The organism is Candidatus Omnitrophota bacterium (assembly GCA_013791745.1).
Lineage (GTDB): Bacteria > CG03 > CG03 > CG03 > CG03 > CG03.
Map to the genome: position 1 here is coordinate 1 of VMTH01000107.1, position 17,760 is coordinate 17,760.

Here is a 17,760-nt window from a genome sequence, read left to right on the forward strand (position 1 = left end):
AAATCACTGACAATTTTACCGGATATTTTTTGAGACCGGCTAAAACCGCTTGAGGCATAGCATTGCTGCCACCCAAACAAACAATTCTTTTAAGTCTTTGCATGTTTTTTAGCTAATTCAAAGTACAATATCCAAGACACAACAAATTGTCTGCAACTATTTTGTGGAGAAGAAAACATATGTAAAATTAAATGGATCAAACGTCCAGAGTTCTATAACAAAAAAACTTCTTCTGGGGATGAAATGTTCAAAGTAGGGCAAATTGGAGGAGAAGATTGCTTATTTTTTTGTTATCAAAATTATTGCTCTCATTTTAGTTCAGGAAAAGAATGTTTATTCTGTAATCTAGTATCTACCAGTCAGACATACAATTCTGTTCTTAAGAAAAAAGATGTTGAGTCCATCGGAGAGGTGGCAAAAACAGCATGGGATGAAGGAATTGTAAATCATATTTTGCTTACAGGTGGTTGCTTTTCAAGCCAAAAAGAAACAGAGCTAGTTACAAGTATAATCAATAGCATCAGGAAGCATACTGGATTTGAAAGGATTCCCGGCACTGTTTTACCATCACCGGCAAAAAATGATGATATTGTAAAATATTATGATTCTGGAATAAAGGCTATTGGTTACAGTATGGAAATATGGGATGAAGAACTATATAATGCCATTTGTCCCGGGAAATCGAAATCGACCACTCATAAGGAATTTTTGATACAAATAGAGAAGGCTGTAAATATTTTCGGACATGGAAATGTATTTGCAGTGTTAGTTATGGGATTAGAACCCAAAAGTACATTCCTGGAAGGTATTAAAGCTTTGAGTGAAATAGGAGCTAGCGTAGTTCCTTTTGTCTGGTCTCCAAATCCAGGTTCAAAACTTGAAGGACATAGAGCGCCTTATGCTGACTGGTATATAGATACAATTCTTGAAGCTGGCGAAATTGTAACTAATTCTGGTATACCCTTTGATGATGAAAATCATTGTTATCGTTGTGATGGAAATTCACTTCTTCATGATGTATTAAGATTAAAGAATAATTAATGTTACGTTTCGGTCAATTCCATTTATTGCATTTTGAAGTCCTTTATATATACATTTTAAATAAATTAGGGTACTTGTAAGATGTCGGTGTCTAAGGGGCTCCCCATTTCCCCAAAGAAAGTGCAATTCCTGTGTACCGGCAATTCCTGTCGCAGCCAAATGGCAGAAGGTTTCTTAAAACATCTAGGCGGAGATAAATTTGAGGCTTATAGCGCGGGAGTTAATCCTACACAAGTCAACCCATTATCTGTTAAAGTAATGAATGAAGTTGGAGTTGATATTTCAGGGCAGCGTTCAAAGTCTGTCTCTGAATTTTTGAACCAGCAATTTGATTATGTTATTACCGTTTGTGATAATGCAAAACAAACTTGCCCCATACTTCCGGGTGAATGTGAAAAAATCCATTGGAATTTAGAAGATCCAGCAGACGCTCAAGGTGAGGATGAAGAAAGGCTCATTATATTTAGAAAAGTGAGGGATGAAATCAAACATAAAATAGAAGGTTTCTTGTACAAAAAATAACACTATACTTTCCCTTTCGTCCAGCAGTTACAGTCGGGCAGTTTCAATCCTTCAGATTTCCGCATCGCCCTTTGTGTGCCTGCTTATCCACCAAAAGAAGAAGCAAAAACCACCTTTTAATTTTTTTCCGCCACCGACCGTCTCTTATGCGAGTCCGCCGCGGCGTGAAGAGTTCTCTTGCGTATGGCGAGCTTGCGAGCCATGAGAAAATCCTCCTTAGTCCTCTCCCATCAATGGAGAGGATTAAATGTTGAGATTGCTTCGCAGTTTCGCTCCCCGCAATTATAAAATGATTATTTTTGTTTACAATGAATTATAACATAACTGGATATGGCCAGCCAGTTCGACAGGCTCACCACAGGCTAGCAGAACGCAAGTTTTTGGGAGTTTGAGCGTTTAATATAGTGAGGAAGGTAAAAGGTAGAAGGGAAACACGAAGGACGAGGGACGATCGCCCCTTTGGGGCTAGGACGATGGACGTAGAAAAAGTAGACGGTAAACGGGAGACGGTAAACGGTAAAAGGGGCGATAAAATATGATGAAATGTGAAAAGGCGCAGAGGATGATCTCGGCTTATATAGATAGTGAGCTTCTGGAAAAAGACATCGCTGATTTATGGGCGCATATGGATTCCTGTCAGCTTTGTATGACAGACTATAAAGGTTTAAAGAAAATACAAGAAGCTATTCCCGCGGAAGAAGTGAATCCATCCTCATATTTTAAAATGAACTTCTGGAAAAGGGTTGAAAAAGAGAAGGAACGGGCAAACATATTTTATAGAAAACTTATTTTTCTGCCGGCTTATGCGGCGGCGGGATTGGTTTTGATGATCACTTTCTTTTCTTCAACACTTCTTTACGCATATAAATCCACAATAAAAGACAGCTCTGTGCATAAGGAAATTGTAATGGCATACGTAGAGGAGGGAGTACTCACTGCGTCGCTCACTCCAATGTCCTGCGCAAGACTTTTTGAGAGGGGGATTGGATGTATTGAAAAAGCCTGCGCGAAGAAGTGTGAGAATCAGACAAAAGAAATGGGATGCGGTCAATGCGGGAAAAAATGCTTGAAAGATGGTAGAAGAGAATAAAGGAGACAAGGATGAATAAGTTTATTTTTACGGCTGTAGTTTTAACAATGAGTGTTTTCATTGGGAATGTAAACGGGTCCGGGTGCGGGGGAGGGAGCTGTGATCATGCCGAAGTCGAATCAAAAGAAAAAAAAGCGCCAAACATAAAAGTAGACGCGGTAACTGCTGCTACGCCGAAGCCGGAAAAGGGGCAGGTTGTTGTTACCGGCACACTTGTATGTACTTCCTGCAGTTTAAAGAAATCAAAAAAAGCAGAATCTCAATGCAGCGTCTATGGCTGTTCTTATGCTATTAAGACGGAAAAGGTAATGAGTCCGAAAGGGGAAAAATTAAAAGAAGAGACAGGGGTTTTATTTCACATACTTGCCAATGACAAAAGTGAAGATTTATTACAGGCAAATAACAAGGGCAGAGATGTTATTGTCGTGGGCAAACTGTATTCTGATGAAAGAGTAATAGAAATTGACTTTGTCAAGTATGCTCCATCAAAAGCGGGATATACCTGTTCAATGTGCGGCGGTGATTTTGATAAGCCGGGCAAATGTCCGAAATGCGGTATGAAGTTGATTGAAAAGAAGAAAAAATAGGCTTTACAGTGACACTATTTCTACGCTTCGAAGGGTTTCGCTCCGAGAAGCACGGAGAGGTGTCGCCAAATTGAGTTAGCGGTTCTCCACTCAATACCCGATAATCAGGGTAGTGAGTATATGCATCGCTTCATCAAAGGGCTGTGGTTTTCAGAGGAAGAAGATAGTTGGTTTAAATAAGGAGTCCTGCTAAATGGAAAAAAAGACTGTTATAATTAAGAAATTTTCAATACGGGGTAATGAGGGAGGGCGTATATGAATTTCCCTGGAAAACTAACGATGAATTTATCAGTATTTGTACTGTTATGTTCAATAGCAGGCATCTCTTATGGCGCCTCGACGCTTTCTGAAAGAAAAAAACAAATCAAAAATCAGGAAAGAGTAATAGCAGACAATGAAAAAAATGAAACTATTGAAATTGGAGATGATGCCAGATTAAGTGATTATATTAAAGCAGGCCTCATGAATAATCCGGGGCTTAAAGCAGCCTTTTATAAATGGAAAGCATCATTTGCCAAAATATCTCAAGCATTCTCGCTTCCTGATCCGCAATTCACATATACAAAGTACATTGAAGGTGTAGAAACTCGGGTAGGTCCTCAGGAAAGAGCCTATTCAATCAATCAGAAATTCCCGCTTCTTGATAAATTGTGGATTCGTAGAAGTAAAGCATTTAGAGCTTCAGAAGAATCTTTCTATAACCTGAATAAACAGAGGCTGGAGCAGATTAATAAGATTACCGATGCGTATTATGAGTATGCCTATTTGAGCAAGGCTATTCTTTTGATGAATGAAAATATCAAGCTGCTGAAAATTTTTGAGAGTGTCGCACAAACTAAATATAGAACAGGTTTAGCTCCGAACCATGATTTATTGAAAGTGCAGGTTGAATTAGGTAAGCTCGAAAATGATTTATTAAGCCTTGAAGACTCAAGATTGCCTCTGGTTTCACGTTTGAATGCGCTGTTGAATCTGCCAATGGATAATCTTCTCCCCTGGCCGGATGAAACATTGGAAGGTGCTGTGCTGGGACAAAAATATGAAGAAATAAACGGGCTCTATGATGAATTAACAAAACATAATCCCGAGCTTCTGTCTTTGACCGAGAATATTGAAGAAAACAGGGATTCGCTGAAGCTTGCCAAAAGAGAGTATTTTCCCGATCTTAGTGTCGGCGTAACGAAGATTGAAACGGCCGATGCATTGAATCCAGGCGCTGTTGATAGCGGGAAAGATCCGGTAATGGTTATGGTTTCATTTAATTTGCCGCTTTGGTTTGGCCGTTTAAACGCCGGAGTGAGGGAATCAAGGGCTTCCTTAAAAGCCGCGGAAGAATTATTAGTGAATAAACAAAATGAATTGTTAACCCGGTTAAATTATGTTCATTACAAAATACGTGACGCGTTGCGGCAATCAAATCTCTATAAAGATGCTTTATTACCAAAGGCGACGCAAACATTAAATGCAACTCAGTTCGGCTATCAGGGAGGGAAAGAAGATTTTCTTTCTCTTATAGACGCGCAAAGGGTTCTTTTTAATTTTCAATTAGCGTATTATCGTCAAAATGCTAATTTTTATCAGCGTATAGCTGAATTAAAAAGTTTATTAGGAGAATTTCCGGTAGATCCGGGTGAAACAGAATGATAATGATTAATGAATACTTAACCCATAGAAAGGAGAAATGTCATGATAAATGATTTTATTGCCAATGTGAAAAAAGAGATTCTCAACGCAGGAAAGAAACATTGGAAATTAATTGCCGCAAGCGTGGCGGCCGGGCTCATTATTGCTAATATTTTTCCCGGCCTTAATTTAAAAAAAGGGGATTCGGCAGAAAGAAGTGACATGGCCGGTGTTTCGCGTGAAAAGAAGGTAAAGTATTGGACATGTTCAATGCATCCCCAGATAAAACTTCCTAAAAAAGGGCCGTGCCCCATTTGTGCGATGGATCTTATTCCCGTTTACGCAGATGGAGAGGAAGAAGAAGCCGGAGGGGATGTTTCTTTGACACTTAATGAAGCCGGTCAAAGTTTGGCTGAAATTGAAACGGTGGAAGTTAAATACCAGAAAGTATCCAATGAAGTGAGGTTAGTCGGAAAGGTTGATTATGATGAGACGCGTCTTTCCTATATCAGCGCCTGGGTTCCCGGCCGTATTGACAGACTATTTGTTGATTTTACCGGAGTAAATGTAAGAAAAGGCGACCATCTTATCAAACTGTATAGTCCGGAATTATTAGCAACACAAGAAGAGTATTTACAGGCCATAAAAAATATGAAAGAGACAAAGGACAGTCAGCTTGGTATCCTTCGCGACACGGCAAGAATGACATTAGAAAGCGCCAGAGAAAAATTGAGACTCTATGGGATCAAAGAAGAGCAGATTGATGAAATTGTGAAACGGGAAACTCCCGATAAACATATGACCATCTATTCTCCTGTTGCCGGAACGGTTATTCAGAAGAATGGTTTTGAAGGGATGTATGTAAAAACAGGCGATAAAATTTATACGATTGCGGATTTAAGCAAAGTATGGTTATTCCTGGACGCTTATGAAAGTGATGTTCAATGGCTGCATTACGGCCAGCGCGTGAAAATTGAGGCCGAAAGTTTTCCGGGGGAAGTGTTCCACGGCAAAATAGCGTTTATTGAACCTTTTGTCGATGAAAAGACCAGGACCATAAAATTAAGGGTGAATGTGGATAATGCGAAGGGGAAACTTAAACCCGGTATGTTTGTGCGGGCAAATATACAGGCTGTTCTGGGCCAGGACGGCAAGGTTTATGAAAAAGATTTAGCAGGTAAATGGATATGCCCGATGCACCCGGATGTTATAAAAGATAAGCAGGAACCTTGTGATATTTGCGGTATGGAGCTTATCAGGACGAGCGAGTTTGGTTTTGCCGCAAAACCGGCTGTTCAAAAAAAGGTTCTTGTTATTCCCACAACCGCGCCATTGATTACCGGGAAACGGGCTGTTGTGTACGTTGAAAATGAAACGAAGAAGGATACCACAAAACGATATGAAGGGCGTGAAGTAGTTCTAGGCCCCCGGGCGGGCAATCAGTATATTGTTCTTTCCGGGTTAAGAGCGGGGGAACGTGTTGTTACTCAAGGCAACTTCAAAATTGACAGCGCTCTTCAGATTCAGGCAAAACCGAGTATGATGAATCCTGCCGGGTATTACAGCGAAACTGAAAATATTTTTACGCAAGGCGGTAAAGCCGCAAGTGAAAGCGCCGGGATATTGACTTCCGCTTTAAGTTATTATCTGTCTGCCGCAAAGGCTTTGTCTGAGGATAATCCTCATGCGGCAGCCGGGGCGCTCGAGAAATTCAGAGATCAAATATCACAGATTATTAAAGCTGATTCATTGGAAGTCAAAACTTCAGGGATAGCGGCAGAAATAAAACAGTTAAGAGCGGCAGTGAAACAGATTGACCATAACACTGATGCCTTGAGAAAACAATTTGCAGCGCTTTCCAACAATCTCAAGAACATTTTTGAGAAGTATGAATACAAAGAAAAACAGACCCTATATTTGGTTTTTTGTTCGATGGCGTTTAACAATAAAGGCGGCTATTGGCTGCAGGATTCAAAGGAAGTTAGAAATCCGTATTTCGGGTCAAAAATGTTAAAGTGCGGTGAAATAAAAAAAGAATACGGAAGAAAAATTATGGAAACAAAACCTATTATGGGCCATGAAGGACATTAAGGGTAAATTCAGGCGCGTAATTCGCAGGGGGATCTTTTATGTTAAATAAACTTATAAAATTCTTTCTTGAGAATAAGCTAGTAACAGCGTTGTTTATCATCGGGGTAATTCTCTGGGGAATTTCTGTTATGCCTTTTGATATCAAAGGAAGCATTGTGCCGAGAGGCCCTGTGCCTGTTGACGCTATTCCCGATATCGGAGAAAATCAGCAGATAGTTTTTACAGAGTGGATGGGGCGGTCGCCGCAGGACATGGAAGACCAGGTAACGTATCCGCTGGCTATAGCGCTTCAGGGAATTCCGGGCGTTAAGAGTATTCGCAGTTACTCTGCTTTTGGTTTTTCCACGATATATGTGATTTTTAATGAGAGTGTTGAGTTTTATTGGTCGAGATCCCGTGTACTGGAACGTTTAAGCAGCGCTCAAAAAGGTTTGCCGGACGGCGTCGTTCCGGCGCTTGGTCCGGATGCGACAGCTCTGGGACAGATATTCTGGTATACACTGGAAGGGAAAGGTTTTAGCTTGGCTGAACTGCGCTCTATACAGGATTGGTATGTGAAGTATGCCCTGCAATCGGCAGAAGGGATAAGCGAGGTCGCTTCGGTAGGGGGCTATGTCAAAGAATATCAGATTGATGTTGACCCGGACGCGATGCGCGCCTACAACGTAGGGTTACATGACATAATGATGGCAGTCAAGAGGGCTAATATTGATGTGGGGGCAAAGACTGTAGAATTTAACAAGGTAGAATATGTGGTGCGCGGCATCGGGTTTATTAAAAATCTCAAGGATATTGAAAACATCATTATTAAAACAAATGACAATGTTCCTATTTATGTTAAGAATGTAGCCCGGCAGGTGAATTTTGGCCCGGCATTAAGAAGAGGGGCTTTGGATAAACAGGGAGCGGAAGTTGTCGGCGGCGTCGTTGTTGTGCGTTACGGCGGCAATCCAATGGAGGCTATAAAAAATATTAAGAAAAAGATCTCCCAGCTGGAGAGGGGGCTGCCTACAAAAGTACTTGAGGATGGAACAGTATCAAAGGTCAGGATAGTACCCTTTTACGATCGAACGAAACTGATCAATGAAACTCTGGGTACTTTAAGCGAGGCGCTCACTCAGCAGATATTGATTACTATTATTGTCATACTTGTGTTTTTGATGCATCTAAAAAGCTCTTTAGTTGTTTCATTCAGTTTGCCGATGGCTGTACTCATGGCCTTCATTATGATGAAAGTTTTCAAGGTTGACGCCAATGTTATGTCTTTGGCCGGAATTGCAATTGCCATCGGGACAATCGTTGATATGGGAATTATAATGTGTGAGAACATCATTAACCATCTTAATGAGTCCAAAGGGACAGAAAATCCGATAACCGTAGTTTATAGGGCGGCAAGTGAAGTTGGCGGCGCAATCTTAACGGCGATTTCCACAACAATCGTTTCATTCTTGGCAGTGTTTACTATGGCCGGCCCTGAGGGCAAACTTTTTAAGCCATTGGCGTTTACCAAAACTTTCGCGCTCCTGGCATCAGTTATCATCGCGCTTTTAGTTATTCCGGCGCTGTCTCATATATTGTTTGTTAAAAGAAAAAAACCGCTTGAGGGAATTAAACAAGGCATTAAAGCAATTATCGTAGCGGCCGCCGCTTTTATCGGATTTAAAGTATCTTCAATTATCGGCGCTGGTATTCTGGTATATGGCCTTTATCTAATTTTTGAAGAACGGATACCTTCCCGGGTAAAAGATATATTTTTAAAACATTCCAATTGGATAGCAATCGGACTCGTGGGAATTTTTCTTACCCACTACTGGATGCCCTTAGGATTTGGAAAGGGGTTTATTCTGAATGTTATTTTTGTAGGCGGCGTCCTTTTTACGATTATGTGGTTTTTTCATAGATTTATGGAAGTTTATCCGAAGATATTGATGTATTTGCTTAATGATAAACGTTTGTTTATGCTGATTCCGTTATCAATATTTATCTTTGGAATGACCATTTGGCTGGGCTTTGCGTCCGTGCTCTCGCCCATAACAGGAAATTTAAGCAAAATAGGTATCAAAGAATCAACTGTTTTAAGAATTTGGCCGCTCAGCGTATTGAATCATTCCTTTCCCGGGCTGGGCAAAGAATTTATGCCGCCCCTTGATGAAGGATCATATCTTTTTATGCCTACAACTATGCCGCATGCTTCAATTGGTGAAGCTCTTGATGTGCTGCAAAAGCAGGATATTCTAATCAGTCAGATTCCCGAAGTTGAATCAGTTGTTGGAAAACTCGGGAGGGTTGAATCTCCGTTAGACCCCGCACCGATTTCTATGATAGAAACGGTTATCAGTTATAAACCGGAATATGGAGAAAGAGACGTTAAGACCGGAAAACGGCCGCGTTTGTGGAGAAAACATATTAAAACACCCGATGATATTTGGACGGAAATTTTAAAAGTGAGCAAGATTCCCGGCACGACATCAGCCCCGAAATTGCAGCCGATTGCCGCCAGAATTGTTATGCTTCAGTCGGGAATGAGGGCTCCCATGGGCGTTAAAATATTAGGAAAGAACCTTAAAGAAATAGAGAAGGTTGGTTTACAGATAGAGAAATTGTTAAAAGAAGTTCCCGGGGTTGAAGCCAGCGCGGTTATTGCCGATCGTATTGTGGGTAAGCCCTATATTGAATTTAGTATTGACCGCGAAAAAATCGCCCGCTACGGTCTTAATATCCAGGATGTTCAGGATGTCATTGAAGTCGCCATCGGCGGCATGAAATTGACGACTACGGTTGAGGGAAGGGAGCGTTATCCGGTAAGGGTCAGATATCCCAGAGAATTCAGGGATTCTGTAGAAGATTTGCAGAAAGTCCTTATTCCGACAAAAACAGGGGCCCAGATACCGTTATCACAGATAGCGGTTTTGAAGTTTGAGCGCGGCCCGCAGGTTATTAAGAGTGAAGATACATTTCTTGTCGGGTACGTTCTGTTCGATAAAATTCCGGATGTTGCGGAAGTCAATGTCGTAAATGCCGCGCAAAATTATCTTCAGAGCAGTATTGATTCAGGCGAACTGGTTTTGCCGCCCGGGACGAGCTATAAATTCGCCGGCAGTTATGAAAATCAGGTTAGAAGCGAAAAAAAATTAGCGCTCGTTCTGCCGCTCAGCCTGTTTATTATTTTCTTGATATTGTATTTTCAGTTTAAGCGTGTAACAACGACTTTTCTGGTTTTCAGCAGTATTATAGTGGCTTTCAGCGGAGGCTTTATTCTGATATGGCTTTATGCCCAGGAGTGGTTTATGTATTTTCCTTTTTTCGGAAATTATTTCAGGGATTTATTCAATATGCAGACCTATAATTTAAGTGTTGCGGTATGGGTGGGGTTTCTGGCCCTTTTCGGAATTGCCAGCGATGACGGTGTGGTTGTAGCAACCTATCTTGAGCAAAGCTTCGCCGAGAGAAAACCAAAAACCATTCGTGAAATAAGGGAAGCGACTTTGTTTGCCGGTATGCGCCGTGTCAGGCCGTGTCTTATGACAACGGCTACTACTATTCTGGCTTTGCTGCCAATATTGACATCGACCGGACGAGGGGCTGATGTAATGATTCCTATGGCATTGCCGGCTGTGGGAGGCATGACCATTGAGCTGATTACGCTCTTTATCGTCCCGGTAGGGTACTGCTGGTTACGTGAAAAAGAACTGATAAAGGAAGAAAAATCAGAAAAATAAAAGAATGGAGATTCTCAATTGGAGAGAGCCCCCGGTATACTTATCGGGGTTAGGATTATGTTCTGATAAGGAAAGGGATGATGCCATAAATTGTGAAGAAGAATAAAAAAGAAAGCAGGGGGTAGAAAATGGAAGATAACACAGTTGCAGAAAAAACAGAAGTAAAGAGAGTAGAAAAGAATTATCCATATGCTCTGTTCAGTTTATTTCTTGGTATTTTATCGTTCATACAGTTGCTGGGCCTGGAAAGAGCGCTGGCCGCGGTAGGTTTCGGAATTATAGCGCTGCTCGGGATAAAAAGAAACGGAAATGTTAAAGAAAGGAAGTATGCATATTGGGGAATAGCGCTGGGAATTATCTATATGATGATATTGCTGGCAATTATTCTTTATCAAAGAGGGGACATACTGTGTATTTTGAATCGCAATTGATGTAAGCCGCGCTCATATATTATGGCAATTTCGCTTATAACGCTTACCAACCTGATTTTTGTACCGGCATTACCCTGCTGGATGAAGAAAAAGCAGCTGGGATTGAAAAACAGTCCGTAAGAAATGATGAAATTAAATTTTGCCTGTACTCTTGCCGTTATAGCGGCGGCCGGGATGTTTTTACAGAACCGCAGCGTTGTTTTTGCATCATCCTGTCATGGAGGGCATGGAGGCGGCGGGACAAAACAGACAGGGCATTCTAAACATAAAAAATCATATCCGCAGGGGGAAATAATTGAGATAAAGGCGCCGCCTGAAATAACTGTAAAAGGCACGCTGACCTGCCCCGGTAAGTTTTTGTATGTGAACAAAAAAGGTTACGGGCATGATGATAAGGAAAAATGCAAAAATTCAGCAATTATGGTTGAAAAGGCCGGGGAGTGCGGCAAATCTGGTAAAGAGGAATGTCCTTATGAAGGCAAATTGTACCATATTCTGCTTAATGAAAAGGCTAAGGAATTAATTAACAGTAAGAAATACAGAGGGGCAGAAATTTCTATTACAGGCAGTCTTTGGCCGGATGAAAGAGTTATAGGGGTGCGCAGTTTCCGCAGGCTCAGCGCAGAAGAGATGGAAACCGTGCATAGAGATTAGGGCTGGATGTAATATTATTTATAATGGAGTAGTATGGTTTTGTGGAAGTTGATTAAACCGGCCAGCATTGCTGCGTACTGCCTGCTTGTTGGATGGAGGAGAGGGAAATACAAAATAGATGATAGTGGAAAGCGGATAGCGGAGAGTAAAAAAGTTAACTGCTAAACGCGGATAAAAATGGGAGGAAAGAATGAAAAAGTTATTGTTGATCGCGGTTGTGGTAGGGTTTATTGCCGCATGTTCTGGCAAAGATGAGAATCATAACATGGAAGATAATAAAATGAGTGGTCAGCATGATATGATGGGGATGAAAAATGATGGCGTTGATAACGGCGTGGTTTTCAGGGAAGCCCGTACGGGTGAAGTGGGCAAACCCGTTGTCTGTCCGGTAATGGGGACCAAATTTAAAGTCAAGGCGAAGACTCAAGTCGCGGATTACAAGGGCAAGAGTTATTACTTCTGCTGTGCGGGATGCCCCGGTCCTTTTAAATCCGATCCAGAGAAATATATAAACAAACCTGCGAGTATGCCCGGCGACAAAAGCGGTATGATGAAAAAGAAACAGGGAATGCTTTCAGGTGAAATTGTAGACGGAGTAAGAGAGATAAATATAAAGGCATTTCAATTTGGATTTTCTCCCGACACAATAATAGTAAAAAAAGGTGAAAAGATAAGATTAAAAGCAATCAGTACAGATGTGAATCACGGAATAGGGATAAAGGATTACAAGATAAAAAGAAAACTACCGGCTAAGCAAGAACAGATTATTGAGTTTACAGCTGATAAATCCGGAGAATTTCATTTTCATTGCAGTATATATTGCGGGGCCGGTCATGGAAAAATGCATGGTAAAATGATTGTAAAAGAGTGAAATATATGAGTGTTTTAAGTAGATTCTACAATACAACAATTAAGAATCAGATGATAGTAATGCTGGCATTGCTTGCAGTTACGGGAGGAGTTCAGCATGGATTAAATATTGTTATTCCTCAAATTCTGCTTTGCCTTTTTTCTGCAGTTGGATTGGATTTTCTGATTATATTAATAAAAACAAAAAAATATTTTTTTTCTACGAGCGCAGTAATCTCAGGTCTGATAATTGCAATGCTATTGGAGCCCGGCGCTCCATGGTATGTAGCGGTATCCGCCTCAACAATAGCAATATTCTCAAAACACATAGTAAAGATAAACGGTAAACATATTTTCAACCCCGCTAATTTTGGTCTGCTGATTGTCATGTTTGGGTTCAAAGCGTATCTGGTATGGTGGGGAGCAAGTATCAACTGGATATTGATACCGCTGGGTTTATTGATTATTTATAGATTTAAACGGTTCCACCTCATATTAAGTTATTTAGTGTCTCAATCTGTTTTGCTTGGAGTTATTTTTATATTCATGGGGCAGGCAATTACAAATGCTTTACTAATGGTAAATATTTTTTTCATGTTCGTAATGCTGATAGAACCCAAAACATCGCCAGTTACTTTAAAAGGAAGAATAATTTACGGCTCACTTGCGGGGATATTTTCAGCGGTATTTATGTCGATTTTTCCTTCATATGATCCATCAGTTCTTGGCTTGGCCGTTGCGAATTTACTTGGCCTTTTAATTAATAAGAAGTGGAAATAGTCTTTTGAAGAACAACAGGGAGACGTATTTTTTATTGATATGGTTATGTTGATGTCAATAGAAGAACAAGCTTGGGAGGTACAATGAGTTATTGTTTTAGCAGGATTGTTGAAATGTCATTTAATGAAGCGATTGATAAAGTTACGGTGGAACTAAAAAAGGAAGGATTCGGTATTCTTACTGATATTGATGTTAAGGCTACGCTCAAGAAAAAACTTTCTGTGGAGTTTAAAAATTACAGAATATTAGGCGCATGTAATCCTCCTTTCGCCTACCAGGCTCTTCAAGCGGAAGACAAGATAGGACTTATGCTCCCGTGTAATGTGATTGTTCGGGAGACGGAGGAAGGAGATATTGAAATAGCCGCGATAGATCCAATCGCTTCCATGCAGGCTGTTAATAACCCGAAGCTTGCCGAGGTCGGCAGTGAAGTCAGTAAGAAATTAAAAAAAGTTATTGAAAATCTGTGAGAATGAATTTCTTGTATAAAGTAGGTTCTATAGAGGAGCTGGAATGGTGAGCCAATGGAATGAAAAATTAAAGGTCGCCGATAAAAATATATTGTTACAGGCAAAATATAATATTACAGCTATCTACTATGATATATTGGATTATCCATGGGAAAGAATTTATAAGAAGTGGAGACCTGAATTATTGAAAGATGTCCGCGGGAAGGTGCTTGAGGCAGGGGTTGGAACAGGAAGAAATTTAAAACATTACCACGACTCCGTAGAGTTGGTATGTGTGGATATAAGTGATGCAATGATCAATAAGGCAAAAAAAAGAGCAAATAATGCTCATTGCAGGATAAAAATGGGAGGAAAGAATGAAAAAGTTATTGTTTATGGCTGTTTGCGCTTTGCTGGTTTCCGCCTGCTCTGACAAGCATGAACATCAGCATGGCATGGATGCGGATGAGCATCATGAGATGACGGTGATGACGGCAGAAGACACTGATAACGGCGCGCTGCTCAGAAAAGTGCGTGAAGATGAGATCGGCAAGGCTGTGACCTGTCCGGTAATGGGTACCAAATTTAAAGTCAAAGCGAATACTCAAGTCGCGGATTACAAGGGTAAGAGTTATTACTTCTGCTGTGCTTCTTGCCACAAACCTTTTGAAAAAAATCCGGAAAAATATATTAAATAATTGGAGGTTAGATGAACATGGACAATGTAGATGGAAAAAATAAAGATGTTGACTCACATGATGCAGGCTCTTCACGCAATGAAACAACAGAGTCTTGCTGTTGTGGAAAAACTACCGCAAGTATCAGTTCAGGACTTAGCGCTAAAACAAAAAAATATATATTCGTATTCGTAATGCTGTCTGCGATTGGGGTTGCGGCCACGGCGCTTGTTAAGAAAAATTGTGCTGAAAAAGAGAGTAAAACAACTTTTGACTGCGGCGCCGAGTCGGTTGTTCAAATACCTTGCGGGTCAAGATGCGGCAAATAATATATTTTTCTGGTTTTTAAATTATGCAGGAATGGATAAACAGCATCCTTGCTGTGTCGGACTTCGGATTTGTTATGACCGGAACACTCTTACTTTTAGGAATTTTAAGTGCGCTAAGTTCAGTTTGTAATGTTGCTGTGATCGGCGCTCTTGCGGGCTATGCCGGGGCGAAAGAGAATGCGAGGAAAGCCGATAATTTAATTGTTGCCGCCAGTTTTATGGCCGGAACGGTTCTTTCTCTAACGGTAATAGGAGCGGTAATAGGATTTGCGGGACAGATGGCCGGAACTGGTTTGGGGCGTTACAGCAGAGTACTAACCGGTCTGCTGCTGGTTTTTTTTGGTCTGATGGCACTTGATCTGGCGCCATTGAAAATCCCGGAATTAGACAGAAAGGCTTTGCTCGCAAGACTTTCCAGGGGAATGTTAGGCACAGTACTATTCGGTTTTGTACTGGGTGGAGCATCCATAACTTGCAGTTTATCATGCGCCAGTCCGGCGTTAATAGTCCTTCTCGGAGTGGCGGGCATACAGGGGCAGTGGTTGAAGAGCGCATTGTTGCTGGGTGTTTTCGGAGCCGGCTACAGTCTTCCTCTTGCGGCTATTCTGCTGGGAGTAAGTTACGGGCGCTGGTCTTTACGCACAAGTAAAATAATTCCATTTATTAAGATTTCTGCAGGAGTCTTGTTATTAGGTATTGGCTTTTATTTTCTTGCGACGGTATAGATTTTTGATTAATAGCCCGCAGCTGTTTTAGGGTAAGCTATAGGAAATTAAGGGTTTTAATAATAATGCGTTTTTGTGAAAAAAGATGTAAAATACGCAATGGCGGTTAAATTCATATGAAAGAACATTATTTTACAGGTGAGATTGATACCGAAACAGGTAGCATTCCTGTTGTAGCGACATCGCTTTCCTTTTTAGATAAGCTGGGTGACTGGAAAGTAAGATGGACTCTCGGCCGGGGCAAGTATATGGTAGTCCCGGGCATATATGCGACAGGTTCTCCTGCAAAAGATTCTCCCGTTATGGTGTCAGCCAATTACAAATTAAGTTTTGATATGCTCCGTCAGGCGCTTGCCGGGTTTGATACCTGGATTCTGGTACTAGACACTAAAGGCGTGAATGTATGGTGCGCCGCAGGCAAGGGCACTTTCGGTACGGCAGAGATAGTAAGGCGCATAGAAGAAACAGGTCTTACCAAAATAGTAAATCACAGGGAGATCATAGTTCCCCAATTAGGAGCCCCGGGAGTTTCAGCGGGAGAGGTTAAAAAAAGATCAGGTTTTTCTGTGAAATACGGACCCGTAAGGGCTGAAGATCTATCGGCTTTTCTGGGTGCAGGAAAAAAAACAACTGCAGAGATGAGAACTGTTAAATTCGAAATGAGAGACCGCCTTAAACTGATTCCTGCGGAAATAATGATTTATTCTAAGTATTTGTTATTGTTGTCCATTATTTTTTTTCTGTCTTCGGGGTTCGGTCCCGATGACTACATATTCGGCAGGGCGATTAATACAGGAGTTTATGCTGTTACCGCACTGCTTGCGGCATTTTTTTCAGGGACAGTAATTAATGCGATTTTACTTCCCTGGCTTCCGGGAAGAAGTTTTTCTGTTAAGGGATTTTATGCAGGTTTATTCACAGGATGTGTGTTGTTTCTCGTCGGAAGAAATAGCGTCAATAATTTTGAATTATGGGCGTGGCTCATATTAGTACCCGCTATTTCGTCTTTTCTGGCAATGAATTTTACCGGCGCTTCAACGTATACTTCTCTTTCGGGAGTAAAAAAAGAAATGAAGATAGCTATACCTATTCAAGCTGCTGCAATTCTAATAGGGGTAGTGTTATGGATTATAGGTAGATTTGTTGCGTGAGCAAAATGAAGTATAAAAGTAACCACAGAGGAAGAAGAGAAAAAAATAGAAGGGAAGCAAGTATTGTAGAAACAATAAAAACAGAAATGTACCCCAGTTTTTGGAAGGATTTTTTTTTACCAAAAGTGTTATCCGTGCTCTCCGTGGTTAATGTTTTGCGAGTTAATTTATGAAAAAACCTAAATATATAGAGAATGTCGCGACGGTAAAATTGAATACTGAAAAGTGTACCGGATGCGGTATGTGTGAAATCGTCTGCCCCCACGCTGTTTTTATCATCAAAGACGGCAAGGCGGTTATATCTGATTTGAATGCCTGTATGGAATGCGGCGCCTGCGAACTTAATTGTCCTGTCGGGGCTTTGAGTGTTAAAGCCGGAGTCGGATGCGCGGCAGGTATTATCAATGGTATCCTGAAAGGAACAGAACCGAGCTGTGATTGTGATGAGTCAGGCAAGGGCTGCTGACCTGTCCGGTAATGGGAACCAAATTTAAAGTCAAGGCGAATACTCAAGCCGCGGATTATAATGGCAAGAGTTATTACTTCTGCTGCGCGGGATGCCCTGGTCCTTTTAATAACAATCCCGGGGAATATATAAATAAGCAATAAAAACGGCATGCCCTCGTTCAATGTTCAGCAGAAGGCCTTTACCAATCGACGGAGTTCGCGGCCAAACAAAATGTTGTTTTATGCGGGTGGGGTTTTTTATGTTAATATACGAGAATAAAAGCGCTTTTGAGTGGCGGGAATTTGAGGGTATTTTTTCCGACTTGTTCGGAGGAGGATATGGTTTTTAAGTGATAAAAGGATTTAATTTTTACTTTGTGGCGGGAGGGGGATACTCAGGAGGACGAGAGATTGCCGAAGTTGCCGCCCTGGCTATTAAAGGAGGAATCGATATTCTTCAGTTGAGGGAAAAGAAGATGTGCCGCCGCGAACTGGTGGATGAGGGCAAACAGCTTTCTCTTCTTTGCAGAGAGAAAAAGGTTATTTTTATTGTCAATGATGATCCTTATCTTGCAAAGGATGTTTCATCGGACGG

At 41.1% G+C, this 17,760-nt stretch carries 20 protein-coding genes; all 20 read left to right on the forward strand.

Annotation, left to right across the window (positions count from 1 at the left end; genetic code table 11):
- Positions 1 to 243 precede the first annotated feature (243 nt).
- Positions 244 to 1,041 carry a hypothetical protein gene (locus FP827_04845; protein ID MBA3052401.1) on the forward strand — a complete coding sequence of 266 codons (798 nt, stop codon included), beginning with the start codon at positions 244 to 246 and terminating at the stop codon, positions 1,039 to 1,041.
- 81 nt (positions 1,042 to 1,122) lie between these two features.
- Positions 1,123 to 1,563: an arsenate reductase ArsC gene (locus tag FP827_04850; protein MBA3052402.1), complete on the forward strand. Its 441-nt coding sequence runs from the start codon at positions 1,123 to 1,125 to the stop codon at positions 1,561 to 1,563.
- A 535-nt stretch (positions 1,564 to 2,098) separates the two neighbouring features.
- Positions 2,099 to 2,653, forward strand: a complete 555-nt coding sequence (locus FP827_04855; protein ID MBA3052403.1) for a zf-HC2 domain-containing protein — start codon at positions 2,099 to 2,101, stop codon at positions 2,651 to 2,653.
- An 11-nt stretch (positions 2,654 to 2,664) separates the two neighbouring features.
- Positions 2,665 to 3,240, forward strand: coding sequence for a hypothetical protein (locus FP827_04860; GenBank protein ID MBA3052404.1), 576 nt, complete (start codon positions 2,665 to 2,667; stop codon positions 3,238 to 3,240).
- A 255-nt stretch (positions 3,241 to 3,495) separates the two neighbouring features.
- On the forward strand, positions 3,496 to 4,884 hold the full coding sequence (locus FP827_04865; protein MBA3052405.1) for a TolC family protein: 1,389 nt from the start codon (positions 3,496 to 3,498) through the stop codon (positions 4,882 to 4,884).
- Between the two features lie 42 nt (positions 4,885 to 4,926).
- Complete coding sequence (locus tag FP827_04870) at positions 4,927 to 6,954, forward strand: DUF3347 domain-containing protein (GenBank protein MBA3052406.1); 2,028 nt, start codon at positions 4,927 to 4,929, stop codon at positions 6,952 to 6,954.
- Between the two features lie 38 nt (positions 6,955 to 6,992).
- The gene (locus FP827_04875) at positions 6,993 to 10,673 is read left to right on the forward strand and encodes an efflux RND transporter permease subunit (protein ID MBA3052407.1); all 3,681 of its coding nucleotides are present in this window, start codon (positions 6,993 to 6,995) and stop codon (positions 10,671 to 10,673) included.
- A gap of 128 nt (positions 10,674 to 10,801) precedes the next feature.
- Positions 10,802 to 11,104, forward strand: coding sequence for a hypothetical protein (locus tag FP827_04880; GenBank protein ID MBA3052408.1), 303 nt, complete (start codon positions 10,802 to 10,804; stop codon positions 11,102 to 11,104).
- Between the two features lie 363 nt (positions 11,105 to 11,467).
- Complete coding sequence (locus FP827_04885; GenBank protein MBA3052409.1) at positions 11,468 to 11,758, forward strand: hypothetical protein; 291 nt, start codon at positions 11,468 to 11,470, stop codon at positions 11,756 to 11,758.
- A 190-nt stretch (positions 11,759 to 11,948) separates the two neighbouring features.
- A complete protein-coding gene (locus FP827_04890; protein MBA3052410.1) occupies positions 11,949 to 12,629 on the forward strand; it encodes a YHS domain-containing protein in 681 nt (226 codons plus the stop codon).
- 5 nt (positions 12,630 to 12,634) lie between these two features.
- Positions 12,635 to 13,387 carry an RnfABCDGE type electron transport complex subunit D gene (locus FP827_04895; protein MBA3052411.1) on the forward strand — a complete coding sequence of 251 codons (753 nt, stop codon included), beginning with the start codon at positions 12,635 to 12,637 and terminating at the stop codon, positions 13,385 to 13,387.
- An 83-nt stretch (positions 13,388 to 13,470) separates the two neighbouring features.
- Positions 13,471 to 13,857, forward strand: a complete 387-nt coding sequence (locus FP827_04900) for a DUF302 domain-containing protein (GenBank protein ID MBA3052412.1) — start codon at positions 13,471 to 13,473, stop codon at positions 13,855 to 13,857.
- Positions 13,858 to 13,900: 43 nt separating this feature from the next.
- A complete protein-coding gene (locus FP827_04905) occupies positions 13,901 to 14,269 on the forward strand; it encodes a class I SAM-dependent methyltransferase (protein ID MBA3052413.1) in 369 nt (122 codons plus the stop codon).
- Positions 14,270 to 14,408: 139 nt separating this feature from the next.
- Positions 14,409 to 14,534, forward strand: coding sequence for a YHS domain-containing protein (locus tag FP827_04910; GenBank protein ID MBA3052414.1), 126 nt, complete (start codon positions 14,409 to 14,411; stop codon positions 14,532 to 14,534).
- A 17-nt stretch (positions 14,535 to 14,551) separates the two neighbouring features.
- Positions 14,552 to 14,842, forward strand: a complete 291-nt coding sequence (locus FP827_04915) for a hypothetical protein (protein ID MBA3052415.1) — start codon at positions 14,552 to 14,554, stop codon at positions 14,840 to 14,842.
- 23 nt (positions 14,843 to 14,865) lie between these two features.
- Entirely contained in the window at positions 14,866 to 15,567 is a 702-nt protein-coding gene (locus FP827_04920) for a hypothetical protein (GenBank protein MBA3052416.1), read from the forward strand.
- Between the two features lie 116 nt (positions 15,568 to 15,683).
- Positions 15,684 to 16,718 (forward strand): acetyl-CoA synthase subunit gamma, encoded by a 1,035-nt coding sequence (locus tag FP827_04925; protein MBA3052417.1) that lies wholly within the window; start codon positions 15,684 to 15,686, stop codon positions 16,716 to 16,718.
- 169 nt (positions 16,719 to 16,887) lie between these two features.
- Positions 16,888 to 17,184, forward strand: a complete 297-nt coding sequence (locus FP827_04930) for a 4Fe-4S dicluster domain-containing protein (protein MBA3052418.1) — start codon at positions 16,888 to 16,890, stop codon at positions 17,182 to 17,184.
- Between the two features lie 11 nt (positions 17,185 to 17,195).
- Positions 17,196 to 17,327 (forward strand): YHS domain-containing protein, encoded by a 132-nt coding sequence (locus FP827_04935; protein MBA3052419.1) that lies wholly within the window; start codon positions 17,196 to 17,198, stop codon positions 17,325 to 17,327.
- A 191-nt stretch (positions 17,328 to 17,518) separates the two neighbouring features.
- The coding region (locus tag FP827_04940; protein ID MBA3052420.1) for a thiamine phosphate synthase at positions 17,519 to 17,760 on the forward strand (242 nt) is incomplete at its 3' end.